Consider the following 18757-nt stretch of genomic DNA (forward strand, 5'->3'; position numbering starts at 1 on the left):
AGCGAAGCTTCCGACGGGAGTGGAGATGGTAATGCCCGGAGACAACGTGACGATGGAGATAGAGCTGATAACACCGATAGCAATGGAGAAGGAATTGAGGTTTGCGGTGAGAGAAGGCGGCAGGACAGTAGGCGCCGGAGTTGTGACCGAGGTTGTTGAATAAATAAATTGGACGCAGATAAGCGAAGATCTGCAGGATTATAAAAAGATAATATTACAGTAAATTAATGACAGCGAAGTAGAAGGAATTATGAACGAAAAGATAAGAATTAATCTAAGGGCGTATGATCACAGGCTGCTGGACCAGTCAGTAAAGGAAATCGTTGAGACTGCGAAAAGGACAGGAGCAAAGATTTCAGGACCTGTGCCGCTGCCGACAAGGATCCACAAGATAACGGTGCTGAGGTCTACGCATGTAGATAAAAAGTCCAGGGAGCAGTTTGAGATCAGGACGCATAAGAGACTGCTCGATATACTGGACCCGACACCTCAGACTGTTGACGCGCTTATGAAATTAGACCTTTCCGCAGGGGTTGATGTGGAGATAAAATTATGAAGGGTATTCTCGGTAAAAAAATCGGCATGACGCAGGTGTTTACGGAAGAAGGTTACCTGGTCTCTGTTACGGTCATAGAGGCAGGACCTGCAAAGGTTGTGCAGAAGAGAGAAAAAGACAAAGACGGCTATGAGGCACTGCAATTAGGTTATGATGAGCAGAGAAAAGAGAAGAATGTTACAAAGCCCATGCAGGGGCATTTCAAAAAGGCTTCTTCACCTTCATACCGGTTTTTGAGAGAAATAAAGATGGAAGGATTTAACGCAGGCGATAACGTCACGGTAGATATTTTTTCTAAGGGCGATATGGTCTCGGTTACAGGGATATCAAAGGGAAAAGGCTTTCAGGGTGTCATGAAAAGACACAATTATAAAGGCGGCCCCGGTTCGCATGGCTCCATGTTCAACAGGGCGCCGGGATCAATCGGCTCAAGCGCATATCCTTCAAGGGTGTGGAAAAACAAGGGACTGCCCGGCCACATGGGAGATGAAAGAGTCACGGTGAGGAACATTGAAATATTTGAAGTAAAAAAAGACCAGAACCTCATGCTCATAAAAGGAGCGGTTCCCGGGGCTAACGGAAGCTACGTAATTATTAAATCGGATGCGGCCCTCGCCGTAAAGGAAAGCTGATGCCACAGATAGAAATTATAAATAAGGACAATAAAGCAGCAGGCACTGCTGAACTGCCTGACGATATATTCGGTGTTAAGGTCAACAAGGCCCTTCTTTTTGAGGTGGTGCACAATCACCTCGCTAATAAAAGACAGGGTAACGCGGCTACCAAGACAAAAGGACTTGTCAGCGGCGGCGGGAAAAAGCCCTTCAGGCAGAAAGGTACCGGCAGGGCAAGGTCCGGCAGCAGCAGGTCTCCATTGTGGAGGGGCGGCGGAACGATCTTCGGGCCTCAGCCAAGGGATTATTCGTATAAACTGCCGAGAAAGATTAAGTGGCAGGCGCTCAGCGCCGCGCTTGCGGGAAAGTTTGCGGACAAAGAGGTCGTGGTCATAGACGATTTGTCCATCACCGCGCCGAAGACAAAGGCGGTAAAGACGCTGCTTAAGAATCTCGGTCTTAATAATGTGTTGATAATAGTGCCGGAAAAGAACGAAGCGCTTGAGCTTGCAGCGCGCAACATACCGCGAGTGGGTGTTGCAAGGGTGAGCGAGTTGAATGTTTATTCCATTCTCACTCATGAAAAGCTGCTTATTTCAAAAGACTCGATTGAACGCATGAAAGAGGCTTACTTAGGATGAAAAACATATACGATGTCCTCATAGGTCCGCTGTTGACGGAAAAAGGAACGCTCATGAAAGAGCGGGAAAATAAAGTTCTGTTCAAAGTGGCGAATGTTGCAAACAAGATAGAAATAAAAAAAGCTGTTGAAGAGATATTTAAGGTAAAGGTAGACAATGTTTCAACCATGAACTACCAGGGCAAGAAAAAACGCATGGGTAAACATGCAGGCAAGAGGTCTGACTGGAAAAAGGCGATTGTTACTCTCAAAAAGGGAGAGAAATTAGATTTTATTGAAGGTGTATAAATGGGAATAAAAAAATATAAACCGACATCGGCAGGCACGCGTTTCAGAAGCGGATTTGATTTCTCTGAAATAACAGAAACCACCCCGCACAAGCCGCTTTTGATGCCTATTAAAAAGACCGGAGGCAGGAACAACACCGGCAGAGTGACGGCCTGGCAGAAGGGCGGCGGACATAAAAGGGCATACAGGATTATTGATTTCAAACGCAATAAATTAAATATCCCCTGTACGGTTGAAACCATAGAATATGATCCAAACAGGACTTCAAGGATCGCATTGTTGAGATACGCTGACGGCGAGAGAAGATATATGCTGGCTCCTGTCGGGGTAAAGGTAGGAGACTCGCTTGTATCAGGGCCTGACGCTGAAATCAAAAACGGCAACGCGCTCCCTTTGATAAATATGCCTCTGGGCACAATAATTCACAACATAGAGCTTAATCCCGGCCAGGGCGGCAAGCTTGCAAGAAGCGCAGGCACTTATGCTCAGCTTGTTGCAAAAGATGAAAAGATGTGCCACGTAAAAATGGCATCCGCTGAAGTAAGGCTCATCCCGTCCAACTGTATGGCAACCATAGGACAGGTTGGAAATGCCGAACGTGAAAATATCTCCGTCGGCAAGGCGGGCAGGACCAGATGGCGCGGCAAGAGGCCTCATGTCAGGGGCGTCGCAATGAACCCCATCGACCATCCGCTTGGCGGCGGCGAGGGAAAGACTTCAGGCGGAAGGCCTCCGGTTTCTCCGTGGGGACAGCCTGAAGGCAAGAAGACAAGGAAAAATAAGAGAACCGATAAATTTATCGTGAGAAGAAGGAAGTAAGGAGGAAGGACTTTGCCGAGATCACTGAAAAAAGGACCATTCGTAGACGCAAAACTGTCAAAGAAGATTTTTGCTATGAATGAGAAGAACGAGAGAAAGGTCATCAAGACCTGGTCGAGAAGGTCTACAATACTGCCTGAATTTATCGGTCATACACTCGCAGTGCACAACGGCAATAAATTCATTCCCGTTTATGTGACGGAAAATATGGTCGGGCATAAACTCGGAGAGTTTTCTCCGACAAGGACCTTCAGGGTCCACTCTGGAGAAAAGAAGGAAGCCCCTGCAAAGGGCGGCGGTAAGAGAGATTAATTATGGAATCTAAAGCAATATTAAAATACGCAAGAGTAACACCAAGGAAGTTAAGAAGGGTCACCACCCTTATTAAGGGGAAAAAGGCCGGAGACGCCCTTGTCAATCTGAAGCTCCTTCCGCATAAAGGCGCCCAGATAGTTGCCAAGGTATTGAAATCAGCGATGGCCAATGCGGAGCAAAAAAAGGTCGCGGACCCGGACTCCATGAAGGTCAAGAACGTGCTTGTGGACCAGGGCCCCTCAATGAAGAGGATGCTGACCCGGTCGATGGGCCGCGCCGATACAGTCAGAAAAAGAACGAGTCATATAACTTTATTATTGGAAGAATAAATAGCTTAGAGCTAAAAGCTGATAGCTATCAGTTTAACGGAGGTAATTTTGGGGCAGAAGACGAACCCGATAGGACAGAGACTGGGCATTATAAAAACCTGGAACTCCAGGTGGTTTGCCAAGAGGGATTATAAGGACCTTCTTCACGAGGACCTGACCGTGCAGAAATTTATCAAGGCGAATCTCTTTCACGCAGGAGTTCCCAAGGTGGAAATTGAAAGAACAGGCCAGAAGATAAAGGCGACAATTCATACCGCAAGGCCCGGGATCATTATCGGCAAGAAAGGCTCCGAAGTTGAAAAGCTCAAAAAAGAGCTCGAAAGAATGACCGGCAAAGAGATGAGCATAGATATAAAAGAGATAAGAAAGCCGGAGCTTGACGCGCAGCTTGTTGCGGAAAACATCGCGCTTCAACTGGAAAAGAGAGTCGCCTTCAGAAGGGCGATGAAGAAGGCCGTCACCTCGTCGCTGCGGTTTGGGGCGTTAGGCATAAAGGTTGCCTGCTCGGGACGTCTCGCAGGAGCTGAAATAGCGAGGGCTGAGTGGTACAGGGAAGGAAGAGTCCCTTTGCATACATTCAGGTCGGATATAGATTATGGATTTTCAGAAGCCAGCACGACTTATGGAAGGATCGGCGTGAAGGTATGGATTTATAAAGGTGATATATTGCAGGAGCCGGTGTTACAATCAACCGGTTCGGAAGCTGTAGCTTAGGAGAGAATTTACCATGTTAATGCCTAAAAAAGTTAAATTCAGAAAGATGATGAAGGGTAACATGAACGGTAAGGCATACCGCGGCTCGGACGTGTCTTTTGGAGAGTACGGTATCAAGGCTACAGAACCGGGATGGATATCAAACCGTCAGATAGAGGCCGCGAGAGTTGCAATAACAAGGCACGCAAAAAGAGGCTGCAAGGTATGGATAAGGATTTTCCCGGACAAACCTTTGACCAAGAAACCTGCTGAAACGAGAATGGGAAAAGGAAAAGGCGCTCCGGAATCATGGGTTGCCGTTGTCAGACCCGGAAAAATACTTTATGAAATGTCCGGCGTCACCGAGACCATCGCAAAGGAAGCGATGCGGCTTGCTTCTCACAAACTTTCAATAGCAACAAAATTTGTTAAGAGGGCGGGATAAAATGAGAAAGCCGTCAGAACTAAGGGCGCTAACCACAGACGAACTGAAACAGGAAGAGAAAGACCTCAGGAAGGAGCTTTTCAACCTGAGATTTCAACAGGCGACAGGTGAGATCCAAAATCCCATGCGTATCAGGCATGTGAGAAAAGATATAGCAAAGATTTTGACAATCGTAAGTGAAAAGTCAAAAGTAAAAAGTTAATCTGAACTGGAAGGAAAGATGCCAAAGAAGATTTACACTGGTGAAGTTGTAAGCGACAAGATGCAGAAGACGGTAGTGGTGGCCGTAAAAAGGCTGACCCAGCACCCGCTTTACAAGAAAACGATAAAGAAGGTCGTAAGGTTCAAGGTTCATGATGAAGAAGGTAAATGCAAGACCGGAGATCTTGTGAAGATTATTGAATCAAGGCCGGTAAGCAAAGAAAAAAGATGGAAGGTTGTCGAGATAGTCGGCAAGCACGAGACTAAAAAAGTAGATATCCCGGAATAACATACTGACCGCACGGAGAAAAGAAGAGGATGATTCAACAGGAGACCGTTTTAGAAGTCGCAGATAATTCAGGAGCCAAAAAGGTCCTTTGCATAAGGGTGCTTGGTGGTTTTCACAGGAAATATGCCAGCATCGGCGATAAGATAATTGTTGCCGTCAAAGAAGCGGACCCTAACGGCACAGTAAAGAAAGGCGCTGTTGCAAAGGCCGTGGTGGTTAGAACAAAGAAGCCGGTGCGCAGGCCGGACGGCTCATATATCAGATTCGACCAGAATGCCGCGGTGCTTATCAACGCCGAAGGCGACCCGGTCGGCACCAGAATATTCGGGCCTGTTGCAAGAGAGCTCAGGTGGAGGGAATTTATGAAGATAATCTCTCTGGCGCCTGAGGTACTTTAGAACTAACAGTTATTAATGATAAATGATTGGAGAAGTTAAGTGGGTTTAGGAATAAAAAAGAATGACACAGTGCTGGTAAAGACCGGCGATGAAAAAGGCAAGAAGGGCCGTGTGGTCTCCGTTCAGACGGCCAAAAACAGGGTCCTTGTCGAAGGCATTAATATAATTAAAAAACACATGAAGCCTAACAAGAAATATACACAGGGCGGCATCATAGAAAAAGAAGGACCTATCCAGAAGTCAAACGTTATGCTTGTATGCCCCAAATGCGATAAAGCCACAAGGATCGGCCAGAACATTCTTGAGAACGGTAAAAAGGTAAGGCTGTGCAAAAAGTGCGGGGAGGTCATAGAATAGTTCATGGTTAGATTGAAGGAAAAATATATAAAAGAGATCGCGCCGCTTTTGATGAAGGAATTTGCTTACAAAAGCGTTATGCAGGTGCCGAGACTGCAAAGCATAGTCCTTAATGTCGGCATGGGCGAAGCCACCCAGGACATAAAGCCGCTTGAGGCCGCAGTCAAGGAACTGGCAATAATTTCAGGACAGGCGCCTGTTATAACGAGGGCCAAGAAATCAATTGCAGGCTTTAAGCTCCGCGAAGGGATGCCCGTAGGATGCAGGGTCACATTAAGAGGAGAGCGGATGTATGATTTTCTCGACAAGTTTATAAGCCTTGCATTGCCGCGCATCAGGGACTTTAAAGGGATCTCCGGCAAATCTTTTGACGGCAGGGGCAATTATGCGTTCGGGGTAAGAGAGCAGATAATATTCCCGGAGATCGTTTACGACAAGATCGCAAGCATGCACGGGATGGACATCATAATTGTCACGTCCGCTAAAACGGATAAAGAAGGCAAGGCGCTTCTTAAGTATTTAGGAATGCCTTTTAGAAATTAATAAATACAATGTTCAATTTTTAAATAAGGGATATCGATGGCAAAGAAAAGTCTCAGAATAAAAGCAAGCAGGCCGCAGAAGTTTAAGGTGAGAGAATATCACAGATGCCGCCTGTGCGGAAGGGCGAGAGGATATTTAAGAAAGTTTGCGATGTGCAGGATATGTTTCAGGACGCTTTCACTCAGGGGATTAATTCCTGGCGTCACAAAATCCAGTTGGTAGAGGTCAATTATGTTAACTGATGCAATAGCTGATATGCTTACAAGAATAAGAAATGCCAGTATGGCCAAACTTGAAAAAGTCGATGTGCCTGCTTCAAAGATCAAGATCGAGATAACAAAGATACTCAAGGAAAAGGGCTACATAAAAAATTTCAAGGTGGTGAGGGACAAAAAGCAGGGTGTCATCAGGATTACCATGAAATACCTGGAAGGTTCTGAAAAGGCCATAACAGGTTTGAAGAGAGTCAGTACTCCCGGCAAAAGAGTATATGTGGACAAGCTGAAGATACCAAAGGTAATGGGCGGATTCGGCATATCCATTATTTCAACATCAAAAGGGATATTGACTGATGAAGTTTGCAGGCGTGATGGAGTAGGCGGAGAGATTCTCTGCAATGTTTGGTAAGGAGCTTAAATGTCAAGAGTAGGTAGAAACCCGATACAATTACCTAAAGGCGTAAATGTTAAAGTTGACGGCAGCCTTGTCTCGGTCAAAGGACCCAAAGGTGAGCTTAAATGGAACTTTCCGGAGGGACTGAAGGTTTCCGTGCAGGATGCAACTCTCCTGGTTGAGAGGTCTTCCGAGACAAAACAGTTTAAATCATTGCACGGCACCGCGAGAAATATTATTGCGAACATGGTTGCAGGCAGCAGCGCCGGATATCAAAGGATACTTGATATAACCGGGGTCGGTTACAGGGCCCAGGTACAGGGCAAGAAAGTCGTTTTTACGCTCGGGTATTCTCATCCGGTGGAATTCAATTTACCTGACGGGATAAGCGCCGAGGTCGATAAAAAGCAGACGCAGTTGACCCTTCAGGGCATAGATAAACAATTATTAGGCCAGGTTGCCGCAAACATTCGCGCTTTGAGATTGCCGGATATTTATAAAGGCAAAGGCGTTAGATATTCAAACGAAACAATCAAACTTAAAGTCGGCAAGGCAGGCAAGAAATAACTTACAGCTAATTTTTTGGAGGTAGTTTTGTCATACAGTAAAATTGAGGCAAGAGAGAGACGTCACGACAGGGTAAGGAAAAAGGTGGTAGGTTCGCCGAACAAACCGAGACTGAATGTATTCAGGAGCCTTAATCATATATATGCGCAGCTGATAGATGATTATTCCGGCAGTACCCTTGTTGCCGCGTCCAGCATTGACAAGGAATTAAAAGGCAAAGTAAAAACAGGCGGTAATGTTGAAGCCGCTAAAATAGTCGGAAGCCTGGTCGCGAAACGGGCGGCTGATAAAGGAATTAAAAAGGTCGTATTTGACAGGGGTGGTTACCGCTATCATGGAAGGGTCAAGGCCCTTGCTGACGGAGCGAGAGAGGGAGGCCTGGAATTCTAAATCTCAAGTCTCAAATTTCAAATCTCAAATTTACTTGGAGGTATTGTGGGTAGAATAGACCCTGAAAGTCTTGGTCAATTAAAAGACAAGGTTATATATATAAATAGAGTTGCGAAGGTCGTCAAGGGCGGAAGGCGTTTTTCTTTCAGCGCCCTTGTGGTTGTCGGCGATGAGAACGGCCATATAGGTTTCGGCAAAGGTAAAGCAGCGGAAGTCCCGGAGGCCATACGAAAGGCCGTTGAACACGCAAAGCGGGCGCTCGTTAAGGTCCCGGTGGTTGATGGAACAATTCCGCATCAGATCAACGGGCAATACGGCGCAGGCAAGGTAGTTATTTTACCGGGCAAACCTGGAACAGGACTTATAGCCGGCGGAGCGGTGAGGGCCATAATGGAAGTGGTTGGAATCCGCAACATAGTCGCAAAATCGATAGGCAGCAGGAACCCCTTTAATACGGTCCGCGCCACGCTCAACGGCCTTTTAAAGTTAAAGGACTCCGAGAGCGTATCAAGAAGGATCGGCAAGACCGAAGAGGAGCAACAGGGGCAGACAAATGAAAACGCTTAAGGTCACATTAAAGAGAAGCTTAATCGGGAACCCGGAAAAACAGAGAAAGATCGTGCATTCTCTTGGATTAAAGAAAATTAACCAGAGCGTTGTCCATAAGGACACGCCTTCTATAAGAGGAATGATTCACAAGACTTCTCATTTACTTGAAGTCAGAGAGGTCGTGGAGGAATAGATGAAATTATCAGATCTTGCGCCTGCTGAAGGAAGCAGAAAAAGCAAAAAGAGGGTCGGCAGGGGCTGCGGTTCCGGCCACGGCAAAACTTCCTGCAGAGGTCACAAAGGACAAAAAGCAAGGACCGGAGGCGGCACCAAGCCCGGGTTTGAAGGCGGACAGATGCCTTTACAGCGCCGCCTGCCCAAACGCGGATTTACAAATATCTTCCAGAAAGAATACTCAATCGTAAATGTAGGCGTGCTTGATAAACTTACGGAAGCCGTTATTACCCCTGACGTTTTAGTTGAGAAGGGGATAATAAGAAATGTCAAAGACGGCGTGAAAATACTTGGCGAGGGAGAACTTACTAGGCCTGTCAACGTCAAGGCACATGCATTAAGCGCCTCCGCAAAAGAAAAGATACTAAAAGCTCAGGGTACCGTAGAGATAATTTAGAATCAAAAAATATAAACATAGAGTCTTTCAATTTTTAACTTTTAACCTTAAAACATTTCAACCGTGAGCATAGTTAACAGCTTCCAGAACATTTTCAAGATACAGGAACTTAAAAGCAGGGTACTGTTTACTTTTATGCTTTTATGCGTCTATCGTATAGGCGCCCATATCCCGACACCAGGAATTAACGGCGAGGAATTAAGTAAATTCCTTATGGCAAGGGGAGGCGCGCTTATGGGCTTTTTTGACATGTTCTCCGGCGGCGCCTTATCAAGGGCCACAATTTTTGCTCTCGGCATCATGCCGTACATAAGCGCGTCGATTATACTTCAGCTTCTTACCATTGTTATTCCGACCCTCGGACGGCTTGCAAAGGAAGGCGAGAGCGGCAGAAAAAAGATCATACAGTACACACGATATGGAACTATAGTTATCAGCATAGTTCAGTCAATGGGCATAGCCATTGGAATCGAAAGCATGGGCGACGGGGCCTTTGTTCAAAATCCAGGGTGGGCCTTCAGGCTCTTGACCATGATAACCATGACTTCAGGCACTGCCTTTCTCATGTGGCTCGGTGAGCAGATCACTGAGCGCGGGATCGGCAACGGAATTTCCCTGATAATTTTTTCAGGCATCGTCGCGCGTTTTCCGAATGCGATAATCAGTTCAGTAGAACTCATAAGGGCCGGTGAATTGCATATTCTTTTGATGCTGCTGGTGGTGGTCATGATGATCGCGGTAATCGGCATTATTGTTTATGTTGAAAGAGGGCAGCGCAAGATCCCGGTACAGTATGCCAAACGGGTAGTGGGGCGAAAGGTCTACGGCGGGCAAAGCACGCATCTGCCTCTTAAAATTAACGCGGCGGGCGTTATACCGCCCATATTTGCATCTTCAATAATGATGTTCCCCGCTACGATAGCGGGTTTTATATCCATCCCTTGGGTGCAGACATTATCAAAACAGCTTGCGCCCGGAACGATAGTTTATACGACACTCGACATTGTTTTAATTTTCTTCTTTTGCTATTTCTATACCTCAATAATATACAACCCGGTGGACATGGCAGACAACCTGAAAAAACACGGGGGATTTGTGCCAGGCGTAAGGCCTGGTCAGAAAACCACCGACTATATTTATCATGTCCTAACAAGGATCACTTTTGGTGGAGCGATTTACCTCGCGTCAGTCTGCATTCTGCCTGATATTTTGAGAGGATATTTCAAGGTGCCGTTTTACTTTGGAGGAACATCTGTTTTAATAGTTGTCGGCGTTGCGCTCGATACAATGTCTCAGATAGAATCACATCTGGTGACGCGTTCTTATGATGGGTTCCTGAAGAAAGGAAGACTGAAGGGCAGGAAAGGCTGATTGGCCCTGACGGATTTCCTTTTTTTGAAAATAAAATATATTAACATTGATCATTGATAATTCTTAAGTCACAAGATGAGATAAAAAGGATGGCAGAGGCGTGCCGAATTGTGGCTGAGGTATTGGAAGGGATCAAACAAAGCGTTGCGCCGGGAATAACAACAAAAGAACTCGATAACTTTGCAGAGTCTTTTATTATTTCAAAGGGCGCGAGGCCGGCCTTTAAAAATTACAGAGGCTATCCGGCTAGCGTTTGTACATCAAGGAATGAGCAGGTTGTTCATGGGATACCTTCTTCGACAAAGCTGGCAGAAGGAGATATAATTAGTCTTGATATAGGCGTTTATTACAAAGGATTTTACGGTGACGCAGCAATAACCCTGCCGGTTGGCGAAGTGAATAATCAGGCGGAAAAACTGATATCAGCAACTGAAAAGGCGCTGCAGATCGGAATAGAAAAGGCAGTAGCCGGCAACAGGATTTCCGACATATCATCTGCGATCCAAACATATGTGGAATCACAGGGGTTGTCGATTGTAAGGAGCTTTGTAGGACACGGCATCGGCAGGGAGCTTCATGAGGAGCCGCAAATACCGAATTTCGGCAGGCCAGGTGAAGGTCCAAGGCTTACCGAGGGCATGACGCTTGCCATTGAACCGATGGTAAATGCCGGCGGATGGGAAGTGGTAATCTTAGATGACGGATGGACGGCAGTGACAAAAGACGGGTGTTTATCAGCCCATTTTGAACATACAATAGCAATTACAAAAGACGGCAATGTTGTCTTGACTAAATTATGAAGAGTAATTATAATTATTAGTTCTAAAATGTCCAAAGAAGAGGCCATAGAGGTACAGGGAACGATTCTTGAAAACTTGCCGAACGCAATGTTCAGGGTTGAACTTGAAAATGGACAGCAGATATTAGCATACGTCTCTGGTAAGATGCGGATGCATTTTATCAAGATACTGCCCGGAGATAAGGTGACAGTAGAGCTTTCGCCATATGATCTCACGAAAGGCAGAATAACATACAGATTTAAATGAGAAGCTGAAAGTTAAGAGTGAAGGAACCGAGACTGTTAACTTATTAGCTTTAAACTCTTAACTATTTTTGAGGTAGACATGAAAGTAAGGTCGTCAGTAAAACCGATATGTGCGAAATGCAAGATTATAAAAAGACAGGGTGTGGTCAGGGTCATTTGCAGTAATCCCAAGCACAAGCAAAGACAGGGATAAAGACAGTTGAAAGTTAAGAGTGAGAGCGAAGAAATAAGATTCTTGATTTTTAACTTTTTAAAGGAGACAAGGTGAGAATAGCAGGTGTAGATTTACCCAACAAAGAAAGGATTGAAATAAGCCTTACCAGGATATTCGGTATCGGCAGGAGCATGTCACGCAAGATTTTGCAGGAGACGGGAATAGACCTTAATAAAAAGGCAAAGGACCTCACTGATGAAGATGGCGTAAAGCTCAGGGCGATCATTGACAAGGATTTCAAAGTTGAAGGCGATTTAAGACGTGAAATCGCAATGAATATAAAAAGACTTCAGGACATCGGCAGTTACAGAGGACTCAGGCACAAGAGCAAATTACCTGTGAGAGGGCAGAGGACAAAGACAAACGCGCGCACACGTAAAGGCCCGAGGAAGGCTGTCGGCAGCATGAAGAAGAAGGGAGTATAAAGTTTAATGGCCCAGAAGAAGAAAAAAAGCACTAAAAGAGAAAAAAAGGTTGTACATACCGGCGAAGCATATATACAGGCTACGTTTAATAATACCATCATCACAATTACCGATCAGAACGGCAATGTAGTAACATGGTCTTCGGCAGGAGCGCAGGGATTTAAGGGGTCCAGAAAAGGAACGCCGTATGCCGCGCAGATTGCTGCGGATGTCGCCGCCAAAAAGGCCATGGGTTTTGGAATGCGTCAGGTAGATGTATATGTTAAAGGTCCAGGCGCCGGGAGAGAATCGGCAATCAGGGCGCTTCAGGCGGCCGGTCTTGAGGTAAACCTTATCAAGGATGTTACCCCTGTTCCTCATAATGGTACAAAACCACCCAAAAGGAGAAGAGTATAGTGGCAAGGTATAGAGAAGCTCTATGCAGATTATGCAGAAGAGAAGGCGAGAAATTATATCTCAAAGGCGACAGATGTTATACAGATAAATGCGGAGTTGAAAGAAGGAAATACGCTCCCGGGCAGCACGGCCAGAGAAAGAAGAAACCGTCTGATTACGCGTTGCAGCTCAGGGAGAAACAGAAGGCAAAAGAGATTTACGGGGTGCTTGAAAGCCAGTTCAAGGGAAATTTCCAGATCGCGGAAAGAAGGAAGGGCGTTGCCGGAAGCAATCTCCTGCAGGTACTGGAATGCAGGCTTGACAACGCGGTATACCGTCTTGGTTTCGCAGCAAACCGCAGGCAGGCAAGACAGCTTGTATTACACGGGCATTTTACAGTAAATAATAAAAAGGTCAGCATCCCCTCTTATCAATTAAGAGCGGGTGATATAATTGGATTAAAGGAAGCGAGCAAGAAGCTTAGCGTGATAGAAGAAAATATTTCAAAGATTGAACGCAGGGGGTTGCCTGCCTGGATAGAGATGGACGTTAACAATCTTAAAGGCAAAATACTTCATGCTCCTTCAAGAGATGAGATTGATCTGCCTGTGCAGGAGCAGTTGATCGTAGAATTGTATTCAAAATAACTATTAGCCATCGGCTGACGTCCGGCGGCTATTTTTTAAGGAGGCTTAATGGATCTAAAAAAGAAAGGCTTTCAACTCCCAGAAAATATCAATTTTGATTCTGAGAGCCTTACAAATACATATGGTAAGTTTTACGCCGAGGCCTTTGAAAGAGGCTTTGGGACCACCATAGGAAACGCCCTGAGAAGGGTCCTGTTATCATCTATTGAGGGCGCGGCAATAACCTCGATACGCATTCCGGGCGTGCTGCATGAATTTTCCACGATCACGGGCGTGAAAGAAGATGTTGTCGACGTCGTGCTTAACGTGAAGCAGTTGAGAATGAAATTGCATTCCAATGAACCCAAAGTGGTCACAATTAATGTGAAAGGCCCGCGCGAAATTAAGGGAAAAGACATAGAGACCGGGGGACAGGTTGAGATACTGAACCCTGAACAGCACATTGCCACGCTGGAGAAGAATGCGAGCTTAACAATGGAGTTTACCGTAGAAAAAGGCAAAGGATATGTTACTGCCGACAGGAACAAAAAGGCTGATCAGCCGGTTGATACCATGGTAATAGATTCCATCTTTACCCCGATCAAGAGGGTAAATTTCTGGATAGAGGGCGCCAGGGTAGGCCGCTCAACGGATTATGACAAGCTGGTTATGGAGATATGGACTGACGGGAGCATCACTCCCCAGAACGCCTTGACAGAGGCATCCGACATTCTCATGGAACATCTCGCGCTCTTTACGTTTGATATAGAAGAACCTGAAGAGAACCCCCAACTGGTCACAGCGGAACAATCAGAAGGTGATCCGGTCAGTAACGTAGTGGATGAATTTTACTATGACACGCCCGCTGTGGCAAGTGAACAGCTTCTTAAAAGCGTTGAAGAGCTTGAGCTTTCAGTGCGTTCATATAACTGTCTGAAAAACGCAAATATCCGCACGCTCGCCGAGCTGGTGCAGAAGACCGAGCAGGAGATGCTGAGGACCAAAAACTTCGGACGCAAATCTTTAAATGAGATAAAAGAAATCATAACTCAAATGGGACTGCATTTTAATATGAGGATAGATCCTGAAGAGCTTCAGAAATTAGCAAAGAACAAGAGGGTAGAAAATGCGTCATAAAGTTGCAGGTAGAGGATTCGGCAGAAACGCAAACCAGAGGAAGGCCCTTTTACGCGGGCTTGTCACATCGTTGATTGAACACCTGAAGATAGAGACAACCGTTGCAAAGGCGAAGGAAGCGAGAAGACTGGCGGAGCGCGTGATCACTTTCAGTAAGAAAGGCGACCTGCATTCAAGAAGGCTGGCGCTTTCTCACATTCCCAACAATAAGATAATCACAAAACTCTTCAACGAGATCGCCCCGAAGATAACAAGGACCAGCGGTTATCTCCGCGTTGTAAAAACACGCTTCCGCGCAGGTGATAACTCCGACATGGCAATACTTGAGTTTGTCGATTATGATCTGCTGAAGCCGGAGAAAAAAGAAGAAAAGAAAGAGGCCAGGAAAGAAGCAAAAAAAGAAGTTAAGAAGGAAAATAAAGAAGAGAAGACCGAAGTAAAAAAGGAAAAGAAGAAGGCAAAGACAGCAAAGAAAGAAGTCAAAGAATAATTTTCCTATAGATATTTTTCAAAGGCATGGCTGCCGTTTGGCACTATGCCTTTTTTATTTTTGAAAATTTCCTGACAGTGCCAATCGCTTTACAATACTTGTGACGCTGATATATTCTTTAATTTAAAACCATCATGCAAAAGCCAAATGCCATAGAGGTTTCGGGGCTTACGAAGAAGTTCGGTGAGCTTGCGGCTGTTAATGACGTGAGCTTCACGGTTACAGAGGGCGAGTTCTTCGGCTTTCTCGGCCCTAACGGCGCGGGGAAAACGACCCTCATCAGGATCCTCACGACACTGATTAAACCCACAAGCGGAAAGGCCGTTGTCTCTTGCTGTGACGTGTCTGAAAAGCCTGATAGTGTCAGGCAGAGAATAGGCGTTGTGCCGCAGGCGATGACCAGCGATATGGACCTTACAGGGTATGAGAACATGGACATCTACGGCCGCTTTTACAGCATTCCCAAAAAAGAGAGGAAAGAGAAGATCAAATACCTGCTCGACCTTGTCGGGCTTACAAGCAGGGCAGGCGACCTTGTTGCAACTTTTTCCGGCGGCATGAAGAGGAGGCTTGAGATCGCGCGAGCGCTTGTTCACACGCCTGACATCTTGTTTCTTGACGAGCCCACAATAGGACTGGACCCGCAGAGCAGGCGGGTTGTCTGGGAATTCCTTGAGAAGTTCAGAAAAAAAGATTCCCTCACCATAATGCTCAGCACTCATTACATGGAGGAAGCTGAGAGCCTGTGCGACAGGGTGGCCATCATTGACGCGGGCAAAATAATAGCTTTGGATTCTCCCGATAATCTCAAGGCCCAAATCCCCGGCAACGATATCATTTCACTTACGCTGTCTGATACTTCGAGATTAGATGAAATTAATAATATATTAACGGGCATCCAGTTCGTGCATAAAATAAAAGTGGATGGCGAGACGCTGCGCATTTACGTAGACAACGGCGCGCAGAATCTTACTTCTCTCATTGATGCAGTCAAAGGGGCCGGTGGGACAGTCAGTTCCGTAGGCATACATCAGCAGTCCCTTGAGGACGCCTTCATTCATTTTACTGGCAAGTCAATACGCGAGGAAGAGGCAAAGAAGGTGAGCTTCCTCATCGGCGCAGGAGTGCCTCAGAAGCTGGGAAGATGATAAAACTGCTTGCGGTAATTGAGCGCGACATTAAAAAATTCTGGCGCAATCCTGTTGTTATCATGATAAGCCTGGTAATGCCGCTGTTGTATCTTGTTATCCTCGGCAATTCATTTCAGGGCAAATTCAAGGGCCTTCCGGTAGCCGTTGTAAACAGGGATCCAGGCACATACTCAAACCGCGTGATTGAAAATCTAAGGGCGCTTGAGGCAGGGCCCAAGACAATTTCCATTTTCCAGTTAAATGACGAGGGCAGGGCGGTTGAAGGGGTAAGGAACGGGCAGTACAAGGCGGCGCTGATCATACCGCCGGATTTTTCAAAAAGGGTTGTGCTCGATAAAAAACCTGAAGTGGGTTTATTCATAGACAACACGGACAACATCTCCGCCGAGACGATAAGGAATGCTGTTGGCGGGACCATGAAATTTATCAGGCAGCAATACGTGCCGGTCAGGGAGAGGCCGGGTGAGATATACACCAGGAACATAGACTTGTACAGCCTGGTTGATTACTATCAGTCGCTCGTCCCCGGCGTTGTGATCATGGCTATATTTCTCGGCACAATGACCGCGGGCGTGTTCAATCTCGTGATGGATAAATTCCTCGGCATCAATGAGAGCTATCTGCTTACCCCGTTATCGCGCGGCACAATCGTGACGGGACTGATCATCAGCGGCCTGACGATCACTACAATAACTGCCCTTACTGTCTTTGGAGTTAGTATGCTGATAACCGGCATCCCTTTCTTAAGGGGATTGGACCAGGGAATATCCATACTCATTGTTGTCATACTGACGACCCTCGCGCTTTTAAGCATGATGTTTTTGTTTTTGGGAAGGGCCAGTCATCCGAGGGTTGTCGGGCTGTTCAGCGGTTTTATGAACGTCATATTCTTTTTCCCAAGCGGCGCGGTATATCCCATTGAGAGCTTTCCCAACTGGCTCAAGGCCTTCTCAAAGATAAACCCCGAGGCGTACGCGGTGCACGCCCTGAAGTCGATCCTGTTTAAAAACGCGGGGCTTATGATCGTCTTTGGCGACATAATGTTCCTGCTTGGCTTTACAACTCTGATGATGGTCCTTGCGATAGTGACTTTCAAGAGGACGCTGTAGAGCTTTCAGCTTATAGCTTACAGCTATCAGCTATTATTTCTCATATTCCCTCAATTCCTTTTCTGAGAAGCCGAAGTAGTGCCCTATCTCATGCACGAGTGTCTTTCGTATCTGATCAACAAGCTGGTCTTCATTAGAACAGATGCTTTCGATGTTCTTCTGGAAGAGCATTATCCTGTCGGGAAGGGGATAGGGAATATCAAAGAACCCTCCCTTCTTTGTATAAGGCACGCCGCTGAAAAGCCCCAACAGGCCGTGCTTTCTCGTATTCAGCTTTTTGATATCATCCTCGCCGGGATAATCTTCGATCATGATCGTGATATTTACAAAATACTTCCTGTACTCCTCCGGCAATGTCTTCAACGCCTCTTCCGCAAGCTTCTCAAAATGTTCTCTGCTTACACTGTAGGACATGAGATTATTTTACAGGATGGAGATGCAAAACAAAAACGGCTTTTCTACCTTTGTCTCGTTGATTTCTACCGTTAAAATCCTTATCCTTAATTATGCATCTTGTTGCAATTCCGGGCAGAACAGCAGTGACCATGTTTTTTGATGCAAACAAAATGGTTGAGCTCGGCTGGAGCTTAGGATATTGATTGAGGGGGAAAAATGAAAGAGAACTCGCTTGCTGTATTTGAAGATTACAAAATCCGCAGAGTGTATGATGAGGAAAAGGAGACCTGGTATTTTTCTGTGGTGGATGTAATCGCAGCGCTGATTCAGCAGCCGGATTATCAGGCGGCACGGAAATATTGGAAAGTCCTGAAAGGGCGATTGGCTAAGGAGGGAAGCGAACTGGTAACAAATTGTTACCAGTTGAAAATGACTGCTGATGACGGCAAACAACGCCTCACCGATACTGCGACAGCCGAAACCCTGCTGCGCCTCGTCCAAAGCGTTCCAAGCCCCAAGGCTGAACCGATCAAACTCTGGCTGGCAAAGGTCGGTTACGAGCGAATACAAGATATGGGCGATCCGGCCCGATCCCTTGACCGCGCCCGTGAATACTGGAAGCAGCACGGGAGAAGCGAGAAATGGATTCAGCAGCGGATGATGGGGCAGGAGACCCGCAACAAGCTGACTGATTACTGGAAAGATCATGAGGTCAAAAAAGAAGAAGAATACGCTATTTTGACCAATATCATTCATCAGGAATGGGCGGATGTCTCTGTAAAAAAGCACAAGAAAATGAAGGGGCTGAAAACGCAAAACCTGAGAGATCATATGAGCGAGGCGGAACTGATATTTACCGCCCTTGCCGAACTATCCACCCGGCAGATAGCAGAGAGCATGAATGCAGTCGGCATGGACAAGAACAAGGTCGCAGGGAAAAAAGGCGGCGGCATTGCCAAAAAGGCAAGACGTGAACTGGAAGCAAAGACAGGCAGAAAGGTTGTCACCGCAGAGAGCTTCCTTCCACCGTCTTCAAAAAAGGAATTGCCTAAAAGAAAAAAATAATTCATTGTCCAAAATTGTTTCCGCATACGTTGTACGACTTGAGATTAATATGCATTACCTTTTGTGTTTTTCCAATTGATTTCCATCCCTGAAATCTTTATCCTTAATGAGGAGTAG

At 46.1% G+C, this 18757-nt stretch carries 35 protein-coding genes; 34 read left to right on the plus strand and 1 reads right to left on the minus strand.

The genetic code is table 11. The annotated features are described in order from the left end of the window. The 33 genes from tuf to HZB61_13835 all read left to right on the plus strand — a co-directional run. Positions 1 to 163 (plus strand): elongation factor Tu (tuf, locus tag HZB61_13675; GenBank protein ID MBI5057658.1); only part of this gene is annotated, 163 nt, incomplete at its 5' end. An 84-nt stretch (positions 164 to 247) separates the two neighbouring features. Then, complete coding sequence (gene rpsJ, locus HZB61_13680; GenBank protein MBI5057659.1) at positions 248 to 556, plus strand: 30S ribosomal protein S10; 309 nt, start codon at positions 248 to 250, stop codon at positions 554 to 556. Next, positions 550 to 1188, plus strand: coding sequence for a 50S ribosomal protein L3 (gene rplC / locus HZB61_13685; protein ID MBI5057660.1), 639 nt, complete (start codon positions 550 to 552; stop codon positions 1186 to 1188). Before rpsJ ends, rplC begins: the two co-directional genes overlap by 7 nt. Next, entirely contained in the window at positions 1188 to 1811 is a 624-nt protein-coding gene (gene rplD / locus HZB61_13690) for a 50S ribosomal protein L4 (GenBank protein ID MBI5057661.1), read from the plus strand. Before rplC ends, rplD begins: the two co-directional genes overlap by 1 nt. Further along, a complete protein-coding gene (gene rplW, locus HZB61_13695; protein MBI5057662.1) occupies positions 1808 to 2098 on the plus strand; it encodes a 50S ribosomal protein L23 in 291 nt (96 codons plus the stop codon). The genes rplD and rplW overlap by 4 nt, the downstream gene beginning before the upstream one ends. Further along, the gene (gene rplB, locus HZB61_13700; protein ID MBI5057663.1) at positions 2099 to 2917 is read left to right on the plus strand and encodes a 50S ribosomal protein L2; all 819 of its coding nucleotides are present in this window, start codon (positions 2099 to 2101) and stop codon (positions 2915 to 2917) included. 12 nt (positions 2918 to 2929) lie between these two features. Continuing rightward, positions 2930 to 3229 carry a 30S ribosomal protein S19 gene (rpsS, locus tag HZB61_13705; protein MBI5057664.1) on the plus strand — a complete coding sequence of 100 codons (300 nt, stop codon included), beginning with the start codon at positions 2930 to 2932 and terminating at the stop codon, positions 3227 to 3229. Between the two features lie 2 nt (positions 3230 to 3231). Beyond that, positions 3232 to 3561: a 50S ribosomal protein L22 gene (rplV, locus tag HZB61_13710; protein MBI5057665.1), complete on the plus strand. Its 330-nt coding sequence runs from the start codon at positions 3232 to 3234 to the stop codon at positions 3559 to 3561. A gap of 48 nt (positions 3562 to 3609) precedes the next feature. After that, the gene (gene rpsC, locus HZB61_13715; GenBank protein MBI5057666.1) at positions 3610 to 4275 is read left to right on the plus strand and encodes a 30S ribosomal protein S3; all 666 of its coding nucleotides are present in this window, start codon (positions 3610 to 3612) and stop codon (positions 4273 to 4275) included. 13 nt (positions 4276 to 4288) lie between these two features. Beyond that, positions 4289 to 4699 (plus strand): 50S ribosomal protein L16, encoded by a 411-nt coding sequence (gene rplP / locus HZB61_13720; protein MBI5057667.1) that lies wholly within the window; start codon positions 4289 to 4291, stop codon positions 4697 to 4699. A gap of 1 nt (position 4700) precedes the next feature. After that, on the plus strand, positions 4701 to 4901 hold the full coding sequence (gene rpmC, locus HZB61_13725) for a 50S ribosomal protein L29 (protein ID MBI5057668.1): 201 nt from the start codon (positions 4701 to 4703) through the stop codon (positions 4899 to 4901). Between the two features lie 18 nt (positions 4902 to 4919). After that, complete coding sequence (gene rpsQ / locus HZB61_13730; protein MBI5057669.1) at positions 4920 to 5189, plus strand: 30S ribosomal protein S17; 270 nt, start codon at positions 4920 to 4922, stop codon at positions 5187 to 5189. 29 nt (positions 5190 to 5218) lie between these two features. Next, positions 5219 to 5587, plus strand: coding sequence for a 50S ribosomal protein L14 (gene rplN, locus HZB61_13735; GenBank protein ID MBI5057670.1), 369 nt, complete (start codon positions 5219 to 5221; stop codon positions 5585 to 5587). Between the two features lie 39 nt (positions 5588 to 5626). Next, entirely contained in the window at positions 5627 to 5944 is a 318-nt protein-coding gene (locus tag HZB61_13740; protein ID MBI5057671.1) for a 50S ribosomal protein L24, read from the plus strand. A gap of 3 nt (positions 5945 to 5947) precedes the next feature. After that, complete coding sequence (gene rplE, locus HZB61_13745) at positions 5948 to 6487, plus strand: 50S ribosomal protein L5 (GenBank protein MBI5057672.1); 540 nt, start codon at positions 5948 to 5950, stop codon at positions 6485 to 6487. 36 nt (positions 6488 to 6523) lie between these two features. Continuing rightward, the gene (locus HZB61_13750; protein ID MBI5057673.1) at positions 6524 to 6709 is read left to right on the plus strand and encodes a type Z 30S ribosomal protein S14; all 186 of its coding nucleotides are present in this window, start codon (positions 6524 to 6526) and stop codon (positions 6707 to 6709) included. Positions 6710 to 6715: 6 nt separating this feature from the next. Then, positions 6716 to 7114, plus strand: a complete 399-nt coding sequence (gene rpsH / locus HZB61_13755) for a 30S ribosomal protein S8 (protein MBI5057674.1) — start codon at positions 6716 to 6718, stop codon at positions 7112 to 7114. Positions 7115 to 7123: 9 nt separating this feature from the next. Then, a complete protein-coding gene (gene rplF, locus HZB61_13760) occupies positions 7124 to 7666 on the plus strand; it encodes a 50S ribosomal protein L6 (GenBank protein MBI5057675.1) in 543 nt (180 codons plus the stop codon). Positions 7667 to 7693: 27 nt separating this feature from the next. Continuing rightward, positions 7694 to 8056: a 50S ribosomal protein L18 gene (locus HZB61_13765; GenBank protein MBI5057676.1), complete on the plus strand. Its 363-nt coding sequence runs from the start codon at positions 7694 to 7696 to the stop codon at positions 8054 to 8056. Positions 8057 to 8101: 45 nt separating this feature from the next. Continuing rightward, a complete protein-coding gene (gene rpsE / locus HZB61_13770; GenBank protein MBI5057677.1) occupies positions 8102 to 8623 on the plus strand; it encodes a 30S ribosomal protein S5 in 522 nt (173 codons plus the stop codon). Further along, the gene (rpmD, locus tag HZB61_13775) at positions 8610 to 8798 is read left to right on the plus strand and encodes a 50S ribosomal protein L30 (GenBank protein ID MBI5057678.1); all 189 of its coding nucleotides are present in this window, start codon (positions 8610 to 8612) and stop codon (positions 8796 to 8798) included. The genes rpsE and rpmD overlap by 14 nt, the downstream gene beginning before the upstream one ends. Next, the gene (gene rplO / locus HZB61_13780; protein MBI5057679.1) at positions 8799 to 9236 is read left to right on the plus strand and encodes a 50S ribosomal protein L15; all 438 of its coding nucleotides are present in this window, start codon (positions 8799 to 8801) and stop codon (positions 9234 to 9236) included. A gap of 63 nt (positions 9237 to 9299) precedes the next feature. Further along, a complete protein-coding gene (gene secY, locus HZB61_13785) occupies positions 9300 to 10607 on the plus strand; it encodes a preprotein translocase subunit SecY (protein MBI5057680.1) in 1308 nt (435 codons plus the stop codon). 53 nt (positions 10608 to 10660) lie between these two features. Further along, positions 10661 to 11407, plus strand: a complete 747-nt coding sequence (gene map / locus HZB61_13790) for a type I methionyl aminopeptidase (protein MBI5057681.1) — start codon at positions 10661 to 10663, stop codon at positions 11405 to 11407. 27 nt (positions 11408 to 11434) lie between these two features. After that, entirely contained in the window at positions 11435 to 11653 is a 219-nt protein-coding gene (infA, locus tag HZB61_13795) for a translation initiation factor IF-1 (protein MBI5057682.1), read from the plus strand. 78 nt (positions 11654 to 11731) lie between these two features. After that, entirely contained in the window at positions 11732 to 11845 is a 114-nt protein-coding gene (rpmJ, locus tag HZB61_13800) for a 50S ribosomal protein L36 (protein ID MBI5057683.1), read from the plus strand. Positions 11846 to 11916: 71 nt separating this feature from the next. Continuing rightward, positions 11917 to 12291 (plus strand): 30S ribosomal protein S13, encoded by a 375-nt coding sequence (rpsM, locus tag HZB61_13805; GenBank protein MBI5057684.1) that lies wholly within the window; start codon positions 11917 to 11919, stop codon positions 12289 to 12291. Between the two features lie 6 nt (positions 12292 to 12297). Further along, complete coding sequence (rpsK, locus tag HZB61_13810) at positions 12298 to 12687, plus strand: 30S ribosomal protein S11 (protein MBI5057685.1); 390 nt, start codon at positions 12298 to 12300, stop codon at positions 12685 to 12687. Continuing rightward, complete coding sequence (rpsD, locus tag HZB61_13815) at positions 12687 to 13313, plus strand: 30S ribosomal protein S4 (GenBank protein ID MBI5057686.1); 627 nt, start codon at positions 12687 to 12689, stop codon at positions 13311 to 13313. Before rpsK ends, rpsD begins: the two co-directional genes overlap by 1 nt. Before the next feature lie 48 nt (positions 13314 to 13361). Further along, on the plus strand, positions 13362 to 14429 hold the full coding sequence (locus HZB61_13820; GenBank protein ID MBI5057687.1) for a DNA-directed RNA polymerase subunit alpha: 1068 nt from the start codon (positions 13362 to 13364) through the stop codon (positions 14427 to 14429). Beyond that, positions 14419 to 14919: a 50S ribosomal protein L17 gene (gene rplQ, locus HZB61_13825; protein MBI5057688.1), complete on the plus strand. Its 501-nt coding sequence runs from the start codon at positions 14419 to 14421 to the stop codon at positions 14917 to 14919. Before HZB61_13820 ends, rplQ begins: the two co-directional genes overlap by 11 nt. Positions 14920 to 15053: 134 nt before the next feature. After that, on the plus strand, positions 15054 to 16067 hold the full coding sequence (locus HZB61_13830; protein ID MBI5057689.1) for an ATP-binding cassette domain-containing protein: 1014 nt from the start codon (positions 15054 to 15056) through the stop codon (positions 16065 to 16067). Continuing rightward, positions 16064 to 17179, plus strand: coding sequence for an ABC transporter permease (locus HZB61_13835; GenBank protein MBI5057690.1), 1116 nt, complete (start codon positions 16064 to 16066; stop codon positions 17177 to 17179). Before HZB61_13830 ends, HZB61_13835 begins: the two co-directional genes overlap by 4 nt. Positions 17180 to 17212: 33 nt before the next feature. On the opposite strand, the gene HZB61_13840 is transcribed toward HZB61_13835, so the two are convergent. Beyond that, positions 17213 to 17593 (minus strand): metallopeptidase family protein, encoded by a 381-nt coding sequence (locus HZB61_13840; GenBank protein ID MBI5057691.1) that lies wholly within the window; start codon positions 17591 to 17593, stop codon positions 17213 to 17215. A 198-nt stretch (positions 17594 to 17791) separates the two neighbouring features. On the opposite strand from HZB61_13840, the gene HZB61_13845 reads away from it, so the two are divergent. Beyond that, positions 17792 to 18640, plus strand: coding sequence for a hypothetical protein (locus tag HZB61_13845; protein MBI5057692.1), 849 nt, complete (start codon positions 17792 to 17794; stop codon positions 18638 to 18640). Positions 18641 to 18757: the final 117 nt, after the last annotated feature.

This window comes from Nitrospirota bacterium, from assembly GCA_016214845.1.
Classification (GTDB): domain Bacteria; phylum Nitrospirota; class Thermodesulfovibrionia; order UBA6902; family UBA6902; genus SURF-23.